Origin of the sequence: Helicobacter sp. L8, from assembly GCF_003660355.1 — a bacterium.
In the GTDB taxonomy this organism is placed as follows: Bacteria; Campylobacterota; Campylobacteria; order Campylobacterales; family Helicobacteraceae; genus Helicobacter; species Helicobacter labacensis.
Genome location: NZ_QXQR01000007.1, coordinates 38,093 through 53,392 on the forward strand (window position 1 = coordinate 38,093; position 15,300 = coordinate 53,392).

The following is a 15,300-nucleotide window of genomic DNA, read 5'->3' on the forward strand; positions in this document are numbered from 1 at the left end:
ATGGTTGATGACAATAATAATAACGCCAATAAATCCAAATTCGGCGTGTCATTGCAATCTCTCAAGCAGGTCTTCAGCCACACCGCTTTTGAGAAGATCACCAATAGCCTAGCTGGGATCAAAGAACACCCCAAATTAGCCATAGGCGTGGGTGGGGGGGTTTTAGTCCTTGTGTTGTTGATCTTGGGTATCTCAGTGGCAATCCACCACAAGCACCGTAGCGAGCGCAAAGAGCTTTTAGAAGCGGAGGGGCAACTCCAAAAAGAGCGCGAGAGAAGTAATGCCAGTCAAGATGAGGATTTTGCCCGCTTGCCCACCTTGCAGGAAGGCAGTGCGATTCGCTTGAGCAATGAAGAACAGATCAATGCCCTGATCGCCAAAGCCGATATTCTCTACCAGCGAGGTCAACAGCAAGAAGCCCTCAATATCTTCAATGATATTTCGCGCCTCTCTTCTAGTATCGCTAACCACAATTTGGGCGTGATTAAAATGCGCGAACACGACTACACCGGCGCGCTTGTGGCCTTCAATAACGCCATTAAATCCGGGCAAAACACCAGTGTGAACGCGATCAACGCGATGGTCGCCGCTTTTTATCTCAATAACATGGATTTATACACCCGCTATTTGAAACTCACCATGCAACATCTCCCTGAGATCGCCAACCAGCCCGTTTATGCCTACACTTACGCGCTAGGGCTTTACTACGGGGGGCATTATTTTGAAACCCTATCCACCTTAAACCACTCTAATTTTACGCTGTTTAAAAGCGCGCGCCAAAGGTTGGCTAGCAAAATTTACCTCCTCTTTGGGGATGCGCAAAACGCGCTCGACAATTTGGACGCGGTCTCTACACCCAAAGATCAAAAAGCCCTAGGTTTGCTAGCCGCGCGCTTGGGAGATTACGATGGCGCGCTAGGACACCTCAAACGCTACAGCGATCAATACCCTGAGGACATGAGCGCGTTCATGGCTATGGAGATCATCTATTTAAAAATGGGCAATCTCATTGAAGCGAGCCGTATGCTGGATTTTCTCAACCAGCACAGCGCCAATGACACGCATAAACTCAAAATCCTAAGCGACACCTACCCCATCGCCCCCATCCTCAACGCCCGCTTTTTTGACATCAACACCGTGAGGCGCGACTTTTGGAAGAACAATTTTAAAGAGAGCATTGGCTTGCCTATTTACCGTATCTTTTTTTATTACGCGCCCTTCAATCTCATAGATGTCAAAGGTGGGTTGACGGCGGTGCAAGAGGGGGTTTCTTTTGTGGACACCAATGGGGCCATGGATTTGCAAAGCGCGCTAAAAGCTCTAGACACGGGCAAGGACATGAGCACTTCGGATCAATACACCTTGATCGCCCTTAAAGATGTGGGAAAATCCCACTTGAGGAACGCGTTGCGCCAGCTCAAATTAGCCCTGCAAACCAACCCCAATAACGCGGTGAGCCACTATAACGCCGCGCTCATCTACGCCCAACTAGAAGATTTCGACCACGCGAGCTTCCATTTTAAGAAATCTTACTACCTAGATAGCCGTAATGTTTTAGCGGGTATTTTTGCCGTGTTGGCTGGGCGACTCAATTACGAAGACACGCAGATGTTTTTAAAAAGGCTCACCACAGAGTTTCAGGCGATGAATTTCACCAGCAAGACTCAGCGCGCCTTCTTGCACTCCTTCATCGCCTATCTCAACGACGCGAGCAATGACGACTTGAGTTGGTTAAGCCATGTGCGCAAACCCCTTAAAATTTACTACGCGCTCAATATCGCCTACGCGCACAAAGCCCATGATAAACAACGCCTTGTGGAGAGCTTTAAGGCTTTGCAAGCCATGCAACCAGATAACATGCTCACCAATCTGTTTTATGAGATGATGCTCAAATACCGCGCGGATATCAAACAGATGTTAGGGGCTTACGCCTTTTTGACTAATAAGCATATGAACTGGGAAGAGCTTGTGCATGGTCCCTTGTTGGCGCGTAAAATGTATATTTACTTGGGCTTTATCACAGGGCTATTAAACCAGCAAGAAAGAGATCTCAGCTTGCGCCTAAGCGCGACTCAAGATCCGGATTTGAGCACGGATTTAGTGCGCATGCTAGCTCTCATTAGCATTTTTCAAAAGAAATACGAAAAGGCGGTTAGTTTGTTTAATTTTCTCATTGATGAGCGCAAGGAAACAGACGCTGAACCCCTAATGTTAGGGGCTTTGGCAAATATCGCCCTGAAACGCTACAGCGATGCGGCTTTGATCTTAGAATTTGCCAAAACCAAGTTGCCCAATAATTACGATGTGCGCTATGGTTTGGGATTACTCTACCAGCACAATGGGAATTTAGAGGCGAGTTTAAACCACTTTGGGGCGATTAAGGATAGGGATTTCCAATCCACCTATTTAGACTTCATTATCGAACCCCCCACCAACCAAGAAGACTTCCGATGAAAAACAAACTCTTAGCGGGCTTGAGCACCCCCCAAGCGCAAGCCTGTATGCACACCAGAGGTCCCCTACTCATTTTAGCCGGGGCGGGCAGTGGCAAAACCAAAACCCTTACCACGCGTCTAGCCTATTTGTTAGCCTGTGAAAGGGTGCGTCCTGAAAACACGCTCACCCTTACCTTCACTAATAAAGCCGCTTGTGAGATGAGAGAGCGCGCTAACGCCCTCTTGCGCGCGTGCGGGTATGTTGATCCAAACCCCCCCCTACTTACCACCTTCCATAAGTTTGGACTCTTTTTTCTCAAACAGCATGCCCATTTGTTCGATATGCAAGATTTCAAGCTCCTATCTCCCCAAGAAGCCAAAACCCTAAGCAGAGAGGCGATTTTAAAGCACAAACCCCCGCACATAGAAGAAAAGGCTTATTTGGGCAATGCCCTCAAATACATTTCTATGGTGAAAAACCACCAAATCGCCCTGCGCGATTGTTATGCCGACACCCAAAGGGCTTATCAAGCCTACCAAGATATTTTGCTAGAACACAATGGGATAGATTTAGACGACTTGCTCACACTGCCCTACGCCCTGCTAGAAGCCTACCATGAACTCGCCATGGACACCAGCCAACGCTATGAATTTATCATGGTAGATGAATACCAAGACACCAACCCCCTCCAATTCAAGCTATTGCAAAAACTCTGCAGCGCCCACCAAAATTTATGCGTGGTGGGCGATGACGATCAAAGCATCTATGGTTTTAGGGGGGCTGACATCAACAATATCCTAGAGTTTAGCGATCACTTCCCCCAAGCTAAGGTGGTGAAGTTAGAGCAAAATTACCGATCCTCTAAAGACATCGTGGCATGCGCGAACACCCTAATCCAGCACAACACGCGCCGCCACCAAAAGGTCCTCTTTAGCCACAACCCCATCCCTACCCACCAGCACCTAGTCTTCAAGCATTTCTTAGACGACCAAGCCGAAAACGCTTTTTTAATCAAGACGATTTTAGAATGTGCCAAGCGGGGCATCCCCTATAACCAAATGGCGATCTTATACCGCTTTAACATGCTAGTTAAGGGGATTGAAGAGGGCTTGCGCCGGGCGGATATTCCTTACAGGGTGGTGGGGGCTACCGGGTTTTTTGAGCGTGCCATTATCAAGGACCTACTCGCCTATGTGCGCGTGGTTAGCAACCCCAATGATGATGCCAGCTTGCTTAGGGTGATAAACACCCCCCCTAGGGGCATAGGGAGTCATAGCCTTAAAAAACTCCAAGAACTTAGCCAAGCGCGCCGATGTAGCCTTTATCAACTCTGCCAACAAGATCAGCTCCAAGGCGTGCTAGCCAAAAGATCGCTCAAAGCCCTAAAGGAGTTTTGCGCTCTCTTAGATGCGCTTGCACAAACCCCCCCCAAGCAGGTGTTTTCTGCCCTCTTGAAAGCCGTGCCCTTGCAGATACACTATGAGGAGGAGGAATTAGAATACTTGCACGCCTTTGAATCCATGTTAGACGAGCACCTGCAAGAGCCCCAAGCCAATCTAGGCAGTTTTTTAGAGCAGAGTGTCTTAGAGGAACCCACCCCCAAAGCCCAGCACGCGCTCTCTTGCATGAGTGTGCACGCCGCTAAGGGGCTAGAATTTAGAGTCGTGTTTGTGGTGGGTTTTGAAGAGGGGTTTTTTCCCTATTACAAGGCGGATTTAGAAGAGGAGCGGCGTTTGTGCTATGTGGCTATCACGCGGGCTAAGGAGGAACTTTACTTGTGTAGCGCGCAACAAAGAGTCTACTTTAACACTTTGCAACACGGCTTGCGCCCCTCAGCCTTCCTCAAAGAGATCATCAAGGGGTGTTAGTGCGCGCGCTTTTCTTGAGCTTATTGTGCTGGCAATGCCTATTTGGCGACTCGATCGCCCTGCTCGCCCAGCAAATCCAAGAAGCCTACCAGAATTTTTACCATGCCTATCACTTCCATATCACCTCTGTGCAAGTGCAATTAGTCAGCGGGGATCAAGCGCGCCTAGATGCCTTTTTAGCCCAAGCTAAGCCTCCTTTAAACCTGCGTCCCCCCCAGTTTTTGAAAAACGAGGGTTTGGTGCGCGTGGGACAGGCTTTACTCAAATACCAAGTGATCGCCCAAATTGAAGTCTTTAAAACCAAGAACATGCTCAAAAAAGATGTCAATTTGGACTCTAGCAACACCTACTCCCAAAGCGTGCCCTTTGAGCGATTCAACACCATGCCCCTAGATGCCTCTTACATCAATAATAGTAGCACCAAGAGTTTTTTAGCCCCCAACACCCTTTTGAGCATAGACAAGATCGCGCCCAAGATTCTGGTTTACAAAAACGAAATGTTTAGCGCCACCCTGCAAAGCGGACCCATTTCTTTAGAAACCTCTTTGCAAGCCCTGCAAAATGGGAGTTTAAACCAAGTGATCGAAGCCTTGAATATAGAGAGCAAAAGACGCGTGCAGGTGCGTATCACCGGATTGCTTAAAGGCGAAGTGCTATGAAATTGGTCTTGGGCATTAGCGGGGCTAGCGGGACTCAATTGGCTTTAAAATTCCTAGAACATGTGCCCCAAGAACACACCCTATTTGTCATCATCAGCCAAAGTGCCAAGCGCGTGGCGCGTTGTGAACAACAAATTTGCCTTAAAAGCGCATTAAAAGCCATGCAACGCCCCTTAAACATCTTTGAGGAACGCCAAATTGACGCGCCCATCGCCTCGGGGAGCTTTGGGGCGCAAGCGATGGCGATCATCCCAGCTAGTCTCAATATCATCGCCAAGATCGCGCATGGGATTTGCGATGATTTGATGAGTCGTTGCGCGGCTGTGATGTTAAAGGAGCAAAAAAAGCTCTTGATCGCCCCTAGGGAGTTGCCCTTGCATGCTATCGCTTTAGAAAATTTGCGCATCTTGGCGCGCGCACAGGTTTGTATTGCCCCTCCCATGCTCACTTATTACACCCAACCCAAAACCCTAGAGAGCATGGAACTCTTTTTAGTGGGGAAGTGGCTGGACGCTTTGGGGATTGAAAATCATCTTTACAAGCGTTGGGGGTAACCATGCTAGAGCATTGCGCCATTTACCCGGGCACCTTTGATCCCATCACCAATGGGCATTTGGACATTATCCAGCGCGCGCATGCCTTGTTTGGCAAACTTGTGGTGGCTATCGCGCGCTCTAAAACCAAAACCCCTCTTTTTAGCCTAGAGGAACGCCTAGAGATGATGCGCTTGAGTGTTAGCTCTTTGGGGGTGGAGTGCGTGGGCTTTGAGGGACTCTTGGTGGACTTAGCTAGGGAGCGCCACGCGCGTTATATTATTAGAGGGCTTAGAGCGTTGAGCGATTTTGAATTTGAATTCCAAATGGGTTATGCCAACAAGTCTTTAAACCCGCAATTAGAAACAATTTACTTCATGCCCGCCCTGCAAAACGCTTTCATTAGCGCCTCTGTGGTGCGTAGCATTTTAGCCCATAAGGGGCAAATCGCCCATCTTGTGCCTTCTAGTGTAGTGGATTTCATCCAAAGGAGAGGCGATGTGGATCGCCTTTGAGGGGGTGGACACAAGCGGGAAGAGCACCCAAATTAACTTACTCAAACCCCTCTTCCCTGAAGCGATCTTTAGCTGTGAGCCCGGAGGCACGCCTTTAGGGGAGCGCTTGCGCCATGCTGCCCTGCATAACGCTTTTTCTCCCCCTACCCAATTTCTCTTATTCTTAGCCGATCGAGCTGTGCATGTGGAACAAGTCATCAAGCCTAATTTAGACAAACTCCTCTTTAGCGATCGATGCCTTGTCTCTGGACTGGCTTACTCTGGCTATGATTTAGAACGCGCTTGGGAATTACACTGCGCGCACAACTTAGATGTATTGCCCCATTTTGTCTTGTTTTTAAAACTAGATAAACCCACTTTAAAGGCGCGTTTGCGCGCCAAACACCCCGATGGGATCGAAATTCAGGGAGTGGATTTTCTCATGGGCGTGCAGGAACGCTTGGAGCAAGCCACCACCCTATTGGGCGTGCCAACGCATAGCATAGACGCGTCCAAGAGTGTAGAACAGGTGCACGAAATCGTGTTAAAAATCGTGTTGGCGCATGCGCTGTGTGCTGTGTGAAACATGGGTGCGCCCCTTTAGCTTGGTGTGCGCGCCTTGTGATAGCCTGTTAACCCCCACGATCTTAAAGCGCGCGCTAGGGGGGATAAGTGTCTATGGCTTCTATCTCTATGATGAGGTAAAAGTGTTGTTAAAGAGCAAATACCACGACATCGGAAGCCGCCTTTTAGCCCTTTTAGCCCGCAAGGCGCGCTCAAGCTTTTTGCAACAAGTCTACCCCACTCTTAATTTACCCCACCCCCTACATGGGATTTGCATCGATGACACACTCAAGCGCGCTTACGCGCCCACAGCCGTGATCTTGAGGCAATTTTGCCAATACAGTCCCTTTAGCCCACTCTATTACCAACTCAGAGCCACGCAAGAGATCACCTATGCCGGGCAAAGCCTAGCTTTCCGCCAAAGCCATAGCAAGGGCTTTATCTACAAAGGGCAAGAGGGATTAGATTGTTTTTTGCTAGATGATATTCTCACCACTGGAACTACTATGCAACAAGCCTTGCAAACTCTAGCGCACGCTGGGGTGCGGGTGCACTTTGGGGTGGTGTTGGCACTAGGGGCTAATTAGGCTTACGGGGTAAATTGTAACGCCGGCGCTTCTCCCAAAGAGATTTACGGCTAATGCCTAGATGTCTGGCTAATTGGGTGTCCGTGTAAAAGGGACCAAAGTGCACGATCGCGTATTTTTCGTAATCTTGGATGGAGAGTAATTCTAAAGGGGTGCTTTGGGGTTGCTTGGTGTCTAGGGTGATCACCCTTTCAAATTCTATGGGTCCTGCGCCCACATAGGAGATGATGGCTTGTTGCTTGCTTAAGACCTTTAAGCATTTGTCGCGCTCTGCGCTTTTGAGGGTTTCTAAATGGGTAACATAGAACACCCCACGCATGGATTCTGGAGGGGTGTCCTTGAGAGAGAAAAATTCTAGATCCAGGTGGTTGGCGCGCGCGTAGTGCAGGGCAAAGAGATCCGCACTGCTTTGGGCGTGGGCGCGCACAATGAAGGGGGGGTTGTGATCTAAAAGGGGCTTGAAATCCTTAGGGGCATGCATGAACTCCAAATATTTGTCATACAGACGAGCGCGTTGCAGGGTTTCTTGATAGGACTTATGGTAAGTGATCTTGCGGATCAAATCGTCCATTTTAAAGGGCTTGAGAATATAGTCCCTAGCGCCCGCTTGGATGGGGCGATTCACGCTATCTTCACTAATGAAGGAAGCCATCATGATGGTGATCGCCTTGGAGTTCTTGCGCACAAAGTGTTCGCAACGATCCACGCAAACCTTAGAAGACACCAGCACCACATCGTAGTCTTCTTTGAAATTGTGGAAAATACTAGACACGCTTTGGCATTTATAACCCAACCCAGCTAGGGCGTTGGCGATACTCTGGGCTAAATGCACCTCATCCTCAATAATCAAGACTTTTTCAACTCTTTTCATTGTATTTGGGGGGGTAGGTTTTGGTTTGCACGACAGCCTGTGCCCCCATGCCTTCCTTTCTTCCAATAAATCCTAAATGTTCTGTTGTGCTGGCTTTCAAATTGACAAGATAGGGGGGAATGCGCAATAAGCGCGCGATATTCTCACAAATGCGCTGCCTATAGGGGGCGATCTTGGGGATTTGGGCTAGTAAACTCAAATCCACCCCGCTGATCTCATGCCCCATATTTTGGGCTAGAGCGTGAATCGCCTCTAAGATCACGCTAGAATCCAAATTGGCAAACGCGCTATCTTGATCACTAAAATACATACCAATATCCCCCCCCTTGATCGCCCCTAAGAGCGCGTCAGAAAGCGCGTGCAAGAGCACATCGCCATCGCTATGGGCTTTTAGCCCCAAATTTTGGCAATCGCTAGGATCGATCAACACCCCCCCCAATTTCAAGGGCTTATTAGACTCAAAGGCATGCACATCAAAGCCCATACCCACATGCTGGGCTGGGGGGTCTAGCAAGGGGGCTAGCATAGCTAAATCCCCTGCGGTGGTGAGTTTGTGTAAATGCGCGCTTCCTGGGATAAAATCCACGCGCGCCCCGCTGGCTAACAACGCGCTACTTTCATCGCTAAAACGCCCCAAACTATACGCCTTTTTGAGCGCGTTAGTCCGGCACACTTGGGGGGTTTGCACGCAAAGGGCGTGATCGCGATCTAGGGGGCGATCTTGATAAATGAGCGTGTCTGTGGGGGGTAGAGCGGGGGCTATGGCTTGCAAGCTGGGATCACGCATGCGATCCAAGAGATTATGAAGCACCCCCAAATCCAGTCCAAAGCGCGCCACATCGCTCACCACCACCAAAGGACTCTGCACTTGTTTTAAGGCGTTTTGCACGCTCTCTTGGCGACTCTCCCCCCCTACCACCACGCACGCGTCAGGCAAACGCGCTTGCATGAACACCTGTTCTATGCGATCACCAGCCACCACCACCACGCGCTCAAAACACCCCAAGCGCATGAATTGTTCACAAACCCTTTGCCACAAAGGCGTGGAGCGCACCAGCAACCATTGCTTTTTGATCTTGATAGGGTGTTTCAAACTCTCTAAAAAGCGCGTGCCCTTCCCTGCAGCAGCCAACACGAGGCTAAGACCCATGGGCTTAAACACCTGAAAATTCCCGTCCAAAAAAGCCCCTTCTTAAGATTTACGCAGAAAAAGTAAAACTTTCGATTCTAGCGTTTTTAAACTTAATAGGAATTAAGATAAGAGTTTTTATGTTAAAATTTTGTGCTTAATGCCACTAAAAGGAAAGTTTATGGCTTTACCCCTCATGATTCTAGGCATCCCTGCCGCGCTGAATTTAGCCGAATCTTTTGTGGATAATGTGATCTTTGACAAAGTTACCCCTAAGCTAGGGAGCATTCTGTATTGCCGTCTGTATGGTCCCACCACCCACACGGGTATTTATGTGGGAGAAAACCAAATTGTGGAATTACTAGGCTCAGGTCAAGTGCGCCTCTCCACCCCCAAGCAATTTATCAGTGGCACCCAAGCGTTGAGCATTTATGTCGCTTGCAAGGGCACACAGGCGGTGGGTTTCCCTGAGGCAGCCAAGCGCGCACGCGCGATGGTGGGGCAGACACTGCGTTATGGAAGTGTCCCTACAGAAAATTATGAGCGCAATTGCCATTGTTTTGTCTATGAGTGCTTGAGTGGTGTGCATGACAGCGACAAATGGACACTACTAGACATTGAAATGCAATTTAGGGGGAAATATTTTGATAATTGGCGGGTATGGGATTTGGACAGCAACGCGCTTTTTTAGCGCAGAGCAGATAAAAATGTGCTAGTCTTAGACACTTTCAAATAAAGGAGTCTTATGAGTCGTGAATACTGCGCCAAGCGCACCAACGATCCCATTAAAACCCAGTTGCACTACGCTAAAAAGGGTGTGATCACTGAAGAAATGGCTTATATTGCCAACATAGAGGAGGTAAGCCCTAATCTGGTGCGCGCGGAGGTGGCGCGCGGGCGTTTGATCATCCCTGCTAATGTTGCGCACACCCATTTAGAACCTATGGGCATTGGAGTTGCGCTCAAAACCAAAATCAACGCCAATATCGGGAGTTCTGCCATCATCCACTCTATAGATGAAGAAGTAGAGAAATTGCAAACCGCCATCAAATACGGGGCGGACACGGTGATGGATTTATCCACCGGTGGGGACTTAGACGCGATCCGTGCGCAGATCATTAAAGCCTCAAGCGTGCCCATTGGCACGGTGCCCATGTATCAGATTTTGCACGATGTCAATAACGATGTCATGAAACTAGACATTGACACGATGCTAGGGGTGCTAGAAAAACAAGCCAAACAGGGGGTGAGTTACTTCACCATCCACTGCGGGTTCTTGCTCGAGCACATGCCCTTTGTAAGTAAGCGCAAAATGGGGATTGTGAGCCGTGGGGGTAGCTTGATGGCTTCGTGGATGATGCATTACCACAAACAAAACCCTTTTTATACAGCTTTTGATGACATCTTAGCCATTTGCCAGCAATACGATGTGAGCTTGAGCTTGGGCGATTCGCTGCGTCCCGGGTGTTTGGCAGATGCGAGCGACACCGCGCAATTTGCCGAGTTGAAAGTGCTAGGCGAGTTAGCCCAACGCGCCTATGAAAAAGATGTGCAGGTGATGATCGAGGGTCCCGGGCATGTGCCTTTAAACCAAATCGAGCGCAATGTCAAACTCCAACAAGAGTTTTGCAACCAAGCTCCTTTCTATGTGCTAGGACCTCTAGTAACCGACATTGCGGCTGGCTACGATCACATCGCTAGCGCGATTGGGGCATGTGTAGCCGCCTGGAAGGGCGTGGCGATGTTGTGCTATGTAACCCCTAAAGAACATTTAGGCTTGCCCAATGCCAAAGATGTGCGGGAGGGCATTTTAGCCTATAAAATTGCTGCCCATGCCGCTGACATTGCTAGAGGGCGTATCAATGCGCGCGTGCGCGATGATTTGATGAGCGATGCTAGGTATGCCTTTGAGTGGAATAAACAATTTGAGCTCGCTTTAGATCCCGACAGGGCTAGAGAGTATCACGATGAAGCCTTGCCCCAAGAGGTGTTTAAAGAAGCGGAGTTTTGCTCCATGTGCGGACCCAAGTTTTGCAGCTATAAGGTGAGCCAAGAGGTGTTTAAACGCTACAACCAAGGGGCTTAGTGCTTGTGCGTGGAGGTGATGTAGTAATAGATCGCCTTGATCTCTTCGGGGGTGAGATTGTATTTAGGCATGATGGATCGCCCTCGCTCTAGGGCGTTTTTGAATCGCTCAAAACTCAAATTATAAATGGGAGGGGCTTTAAAAACGCGTGGCTTGTGGTGCTGGATAAAGCGCGTGATCACCTTTTCTTCGCCTAGCAAACCATGGCATTTCACACAGCTAATATCTCTAGGGTTTTTATACAATTCCTTGCCGTATTCTAAAATGGTGATGAAGCTATTTTCTTTGTTTTTGGGCGCATTGGGCGCGCCCTCCGCTAAAGCACTTAAGCACAACCACAGCGCGAACGCTCGACGCATACCAGCCCTTTTCAAAGATTTTTGATTATAATAGCGCAAAAAGTTCTTAGGACGCATATGGTCTTATTAGATGGGTGGGCGTTAGCAAAGCACAAAGAACGCCTCTTGCAGGAGGAAGTGGCGCGGTTAAAAAAACCGCCTGTTTTGGCGGTGATCTTGGTGGGCGCTAATCCGGCTAGTCAGGTGTATGTCAGCATGAAGATGAAAGCCTGTGCGCGCGTAGGACTTACCTGCCAACTCCAGCATTTAGAAGACTCCACTTCTCAAGACAAACTCTTGGAAATATTGCATGCCCTCAATGCGGACTCAAGCGTGCATGGGATTTTGGTGCAATTACCCCTGCCCGCACACATGGACACGCGCGAGATTTTAGAGGCGATCGCCCCTTTTAAAGATGTGGATGGTTTCCATCCCTTGAATGTTGGGCGGGTTTATTCTAATAGTTTACTCAAGGGGTTTTTGCCCGCCACCGCGATGGGGGTGATGCAACTCTTGCAACATTATAACATTGAAGTCAAGGGTCAAGATGTGGTGGTTGTGGGGGCGAGTAATATCATTGGCAAACCCTTAGCGTCCTTGATGTTGAACGCGGGGGCAAGCGTGAGTTTATGCCACATTCTCACTAAGGATTTAAAAGCCTATAGCGCGCGCGCAGACATTTTATGCGTGGGAGTGGGGCGTGCAAAACTCATAGGAGCGGACATGGTTAAAGAGGGCGCTGTGGTGGTGGATATTGGAATCAATAAGCAGGGAGATAGGATTGTGGGCGATGTGGATTTTGAGGCGGTGCGCCATAAGGTGAGCCATATCACCCCTGTGCCTAAGGGCGTGGGACCTATGACCATTAGCGCGCTATTGCAAAACACTCTTTTAGCGGCTAAAACTTCTTGGGAGCGCCCATGTTAAAAAAGATTAACCGCTTTGCTTCTAGTTGGGTAGGGACAATCATCTTAGTGCTCTTGGCGATCTTCTTTGTCGCCCAAGCTTTTATCATCCCCTCGCGCTCGATGGTGGGCACTCTTTATGAAGGCGACATGCTCTTTGTGAAAAAGTTTAGCTATGGCATCCCCTTACCTAGACTCCCATGGCTGGATTTTTCCCTACTTCCTGATTTTAGGGGGAATGGGCATTTATTTGAGGGCAAAAGACCCCAAAGGGGTGAAATTGTGGTCTTTATCCCCTACACCAATAAGGGCTACTGGGTCAAAAGACTTTTTGCTACAGGGGGCGATGAAGTGATCTTCAATGCCGAGGGCTTTTATCTGCGTCCCTTTCAAGCCCAAAGCGATTCTAGTTACATTCCCAAACACTTCCCCCAACACAAGATCAAACGCTTTATGGGGAAGGACTTTGTCTTTGCTCCCTACCAAGCTGATCACAAGGGGATTTTCTATGCCCAGCACAACCAAACCTTTCATGTGATGCGCGCGATCTACCACCACCAACTCGCAGATCATCCAGACCTCAAGGTGAGTATGCAAGAATTAGATATGGGCGATGAGGTGGTGTTTTACACCAAGGTGCAACCCGATCACTTTTTTATGATCGGAGATAACCGCGATGACAGCAGCGATTCGCGCTTTTGGGGGAGTGTGCCCTATAGCCACATCGTGGGCACACCGTGGTTTACATATTTTAGTCTCAATCTAACCAATAGCGAGGGCACAAGCAATCCTAGGAATGTGTTTAAGGTGCGTTGGAAACGCATGTTTAAGAGTCTAAGCGGGCTTGAAGCGATCGCTGGAGAGCGCAAATGAGGGAGATTGTGCTAGGTTGCGATCATGCCGGGTTGGATTTGGCAGAGTTTTTGCAAGGGGTGTTGCAGGCGCGTGGGGCGCGCCTGCGCGTGTTTAAGCCCCCAAGGGGGATCAAGGTGGATTACCCCGATATCGCCAAACAGGTTGCCCAAGAGATCAAACAGGGGGTGGTGGGGGTGGTGGTGTGTGGGAGTGGGATTGGCATGAGCATGGCATGCAATAAAATGCCCGGGGTGCGCGCGGCTTTGTGCACGGACGCGTATATGGCGACCATGGCGCGTTTGCACAATGACGCGAATGTCTTGTGCTTGGGGCAAAATGTGGTGGGCTTTGGGGTAGCTCAAAGCATTTTAGAAGCCTTTTTGCAAGGCGCGTTCGAGGGGGGTAGGCATGCTAGACGCATCGCCAAGTTGGAGGGTATGCCATGTTAGCCCAGTGGATGATTGTTACTCTCATTGTCTTGTTCGTGGTTTACATGGCGATTCGCGCCTTTTTTTACCGCTCTGTAGCCAAACGCCAAGAAAAATACGCCGCATCCATGAAACTCACCTTACAGGAAGCAGAAGTGCTGATCCAAAAGCACCAGTTGCAATTACAGCGATCTCTGGGCAATATTGATATTCTCACCCATGAGATGAACATGTTAAAGGATGAAGTGAAGGTCTTAAAGCAGCGCAACGCCCAATACCGCTTGGAAACCGATCAATATAAAGCCCGTATCCGCGAATTGGAGCAAAAAATAGAAGCGTTGCTATAAGGAAGTGCATGTTTAACCAGAAATTTAAAACCCAGCTTCATGAGTGTATTAGAGAGATAGAGGATTACCCCAAAGCGGGCATTTTGTTTAGGGACATCACCCCGCTTATCAACCACCCTACTCTATTTGCCAAGCTCATAGACAATTTGAAATTGCGCTACCAACACCATAGCATTGATTTTGTGGTGGGGATTGAAGCGCGCGGATTCATTTTGGGGGCGGCTTTGGCTTACGCCTTAGGGGCAGGCTTTGTGCCCGTGCGCAAAAAGGGGAAATTGCCTTTTAAGACAATACGGGTGGACTACCAGTTAGAATACGGCGTAGATAGCCTAGAAATACACACAGATGCGCTAAGAGAGATCAAGGACGCGCGTGTTTTGCTGGTTGATGATCTGATCGCCACGGGGGGCACAGCCTTAGCCAGCTTGGAACTTTTAGACAGGTTGCAGGCTAAGTGCCTAGAAGCTTGCTTTTTAATTGGCTTAAGAGAACTGGGGGGCTTAGAGAAGGTGGGGGAAAAGGTCAATGTCTTTAGTGTTTTGGAGTATCCATGTTAAATGTTCAAAGTCGGCATTGATGGAAGCCTATATCATAGAATTATGGAACAATTACGCGGCCACTTGGGGCTATGTGATTTTATTTTTCTGGAGTATCTTAGAGGGCGAAATAGGTCTAATCTTAGCGGGCATGGCTTGTTATGCCGGGCATATGCACTTGCTATGGGCGATTGTGGTGGCGGCTTTGGGGGGCTTTAGCGGGGATCAAATCTACTTTTACATCGGGCGCACCAGCAAGGCTTACATCAATAAAAAACTAGAGAAACAACGGCGTAAACTCGCCCTAGCGCATTTGCTCTTGCAAAAATACGGCTGGTTTGTGATCTTTATCCAGCGCTACATGTATGGCATGCGCACCATTATCCCTATTAGTATTGGGCTCACCCGCTACAGCGCGCTCAAATTCGCCTTGATCAATTTGTTAAGCGCTTTTGTGTGGGCTTCTATCACGATCGTGCTGGCGTGGTTTTTTGGAGAACAAATTTTCCAAGTGTTGGGCGTGCTTAAGCATTATCCTTACCTTGTTATACTACTATTGGTCTGTGTCTTGGGACTTGTGTTTTGGTATTTCCAAACCCACACCAAGAAGATTGACAAAAAGATCCAACAAGTCCAGCAAGGCTTAAAACTCAAGAAAGGATAG

At 48.8% G+C, this 15,300-nt stretch carries 18 protein-coding genes; 15 read left to right on the plus strand and 3 right to left on the minus strand.

What is annotated here, in order from left to right:
- The 7 genes from EAO37_RS05035 to EAO37_RS05065 are packed head-to-tail and all read left to right on the plus strand — an operon-like array spanning position 1 to position 7,141.
- Positions 1-2,454 carry a hypothetical protein gene (locus EAO37_RS05035; protein ID WP_120951992.1) on the plus strand — a complete coding sequence of 818 codons (2,454 nt, stop codon included), beginning with the start codon at positions 1-3 and terminating at the stop codon, positions 2,452-2,454.
- Positions 2,451-4,304 carry an ATP-dependent helicase gene (locus tag EAO37_RS05040; protein ID WP_120944916.1) on the plus strand — a complete coding sequence of 618 codons (1,854 nt, stop codon included), beginning with the start codon at positions 2,451-2,453 and terminating at the stop codon, positions 4,302-4,304. The genes EAO37_RS05035 and EAO37_RS05040 overlap by 4 nt, the downstream gene beginning before the upstream one ends.
- Positions 4,304-4,963, plus strand: a complete 660-nt coding sequence (gene flgA, locus EAO37_RS05045; protein ID WP_120944914.1) for a flagellar basal body P-ring formation chaperone FlgA — start codon at positions 4,304-4,306, stop codon at positions 4,961-4,963. The genes EAO37_RS05040 and flgA overlap by 1 nt, the downstream gene beginning before the upstream one ends.
- A complete protein-coding gene (locus tag EAO37_RS05050) occupies positions 4,960-5,517 on the plus strand; it encodes a UbiX family flavin prenyltransferase (RefSeq protein WP_120951995.1) in 558 nt (185 codons plus the stop codon). Before flgA ends, EAO37_RS05050 begins: the two co-directional genes overlap by 4 nt.
- Positions 5,518-5,519: 2 nt before the next feature.
- Complete coding sequence (coaD, locus tag EAO37_RS05055; protein ID WP_120951998.1) at positions 5,520-6,011, plus strand: pantetheine-phosphate adenylyltransferase; 492 nt, start codon at positions 5,520-5,522, stop codon at positions 6,009-6,011.
- Positions 5,995-6,573, plus strand: coding sequence for a dTMP kinase (gene tmk, locus EAO37_RS05060; RefSeq protein ID WP_120944908.1), 579 nt, complete (start codon positions 5,995-5,997; stop codon positions 6,571-6,573). Before coaD ends, tmk begins: the two co-directional genes overlap by 17 nt.
- Positions 6,554-7,141 carry a ComF family protein gene (locus tag EAO37_RS05065; protein ID WP_120952001.1) on the plus strand — a complete coding sequence of 196 codons (588 nt, stop codon included), beginning with the start codon at positions 6,554-6,556 and terminating at the stop codon, positions 7,139-7,141. The genes tmk and EAO37_RS05065 overlap by 20 nt, the downstream gene beginning before the upstream one ends.
- Here EAO37_RS05065 and EAO37_RS05070 read toward each other — a convergent pair.
- Together EAO37_RS05070 and ispF are read right to left on the minus strand one after the other, a co-directional pair.
- The gene (locus EAO37_RS05070) at positions 7,134-8,012 is read right to left on the minus strand and encodes a response regulator (RefSeq protein WP_120944904.1); all 879 of its coding nucleotides are present in this window, start codon (positions 8,010-8,012) and stop codon (positions 7,134-7,136) included. The genes EAO37_RS05065 and EAO37_RS05070 overlap by 8 nt on opposite strands.
- Positions 7,999-9,192, minus strand: coding sequence for a 2-C-methyl-D-erythritol 2,4-cyclodiphosphate synthase (gene ispF / locus EAO37_RS05075; RefSeq protein ID WP_240451732.1), 1,194 nt, complete (start codon positions 9,190-9,192; stop codon positions 7,999-8,001). Before ispF ends, EAO37_RS05070 begins: the two co-directional genes overlap by 14 nt.
- A 130-nt stretch (positions 9,193-9,322) precedes the next feature.
- On the opposite strand from ispF, the gene EAO37_RS05080 reads away from it, so the two are divergent.
- Positions 9,323-9,832, plus strand: coding sequence for a hypothetical protein (locus EAO37_RS05080; protein ID WP_120952004.1), 510 nt, complete (start codon positions 9,323-9,325; stop codon positions 9,830-9,832).
- Between the two features lie 54 nt (positions 9,833-9,886).
- The gene (thiC, locus tag EAO37_RS05085; RefSeq protein ID WP_120952006.1) at positions 9,887-11,227 is read left to right on the plus strand and encodes a phosphomethylpyrimidine synthase ThiC; all 1,341 of its coding nucleotides are present in this window, start codon (positions 9,887-9,889) and stop codon (positions 11,225-11,227) included.
- On the opposite strand, the gene EAO37_RS05090 is transcribed toward thiC, so the two are convergent.
- Positions 11,224-11,586 carry a cytochrome c gene (locus EAO37_RS05090; RefSeq protein ID WP_120952037.1) on the minus strand — a complete coding sequence of 121 codons (363 nt, stop codon included), beginning with the start codon at positions 11,584-11,586 and terminating at the stop codon, positions 11,224-11,226. The genes thiC and EAO37_RS05090 overlap by 4 nt on opposite strands.
- A 57-nt stretch (positions 11,587-11,643) precedes the next feature.
- Between EAO37_RS05090 and EAO37_RS05095 the strand changes: the two genes are divergently transcribed.
- Genes EAO37_RS05095 through EAO37_RS05120 form a run of 6 tightly spaced genes read left to right on the plus strand, consistent with a single transcriptional unit; the run spans position 11,644 to position 15,300 of the window.
- Positions 11,644-12,492: a tetrahydrofolate dehydrogenase/cyclohydrolase catalytic domain-containing protein gene (locus tag EAO37_RS05095; protein ID WP_120952009.1), complete on the plus strand. Its 849-nt coding sequence runs from the start codon at positions 11,644-11,646 to the stop codon at positions 12,490-12,492.
- Positions 12,486-13,343, plus strand: coding sequence for a signal peptidase I (lepB, locus tag EAO37_RS05100; protein ID WP_120952012.1), 858 nt, complete (start codon positions 12,486-12,488; stop codon positions 13,341-13,343). Before EAO37_RS05095 ends, lepB begins: the two co-directional genes overlap by 7 nt.
- Positions 13,340-13,774 (plus strand): ribose 5-phosphate isomerase B, encoded by a 435-nt coding sequence (rpiB, locus tag EAO37_RS05105; RefSeq protein ID WP_120952015.1) that lies wholly within the window; start codon positions 13,340-13,342, stop codon positions 13,772-13,774. The genes lepB and rpiB overlap by 4 nt, the downstream gene beginning before the upstream one ends.
- Complete coding sequence (locus tag EAO37_RS05110; protein WP_120944891.1) at positions 13,768-14,100, plus strand: hypothetical protein; 333 nt, start codon at positions 13,768-13,770, stop codon at positions 14,098-14,100. Before rpiB ends, EAO37_RS05110 begins: the two co-directional genes overlap by 7 nt.
- Before the next feature lie 8 nt (positions 14,101-14,108).
- The gene (gene apt / locus EAO37_RS05115; RefSeq protein WP_120952018.1) at positions 14,109-14,657 is read left to right on the plus strand and encodes an adenine phosphoribosyltransferase; all 549 of its coding nucleotides are present in this window, start codon (positions 14,109-14,111) and stop codon (positions 14,655-14,657) included.
- Between the two features lie 19 nt (positions 14,658-14,676).
- A complete protein-coding gene (locus EAO37_RS05120; RefSeq protein WP_120944887.1) occupies positions 14,677-15,300 on the plus strand; it encodes a DedA family protein in 624 nt (207 codons plus the stop codon).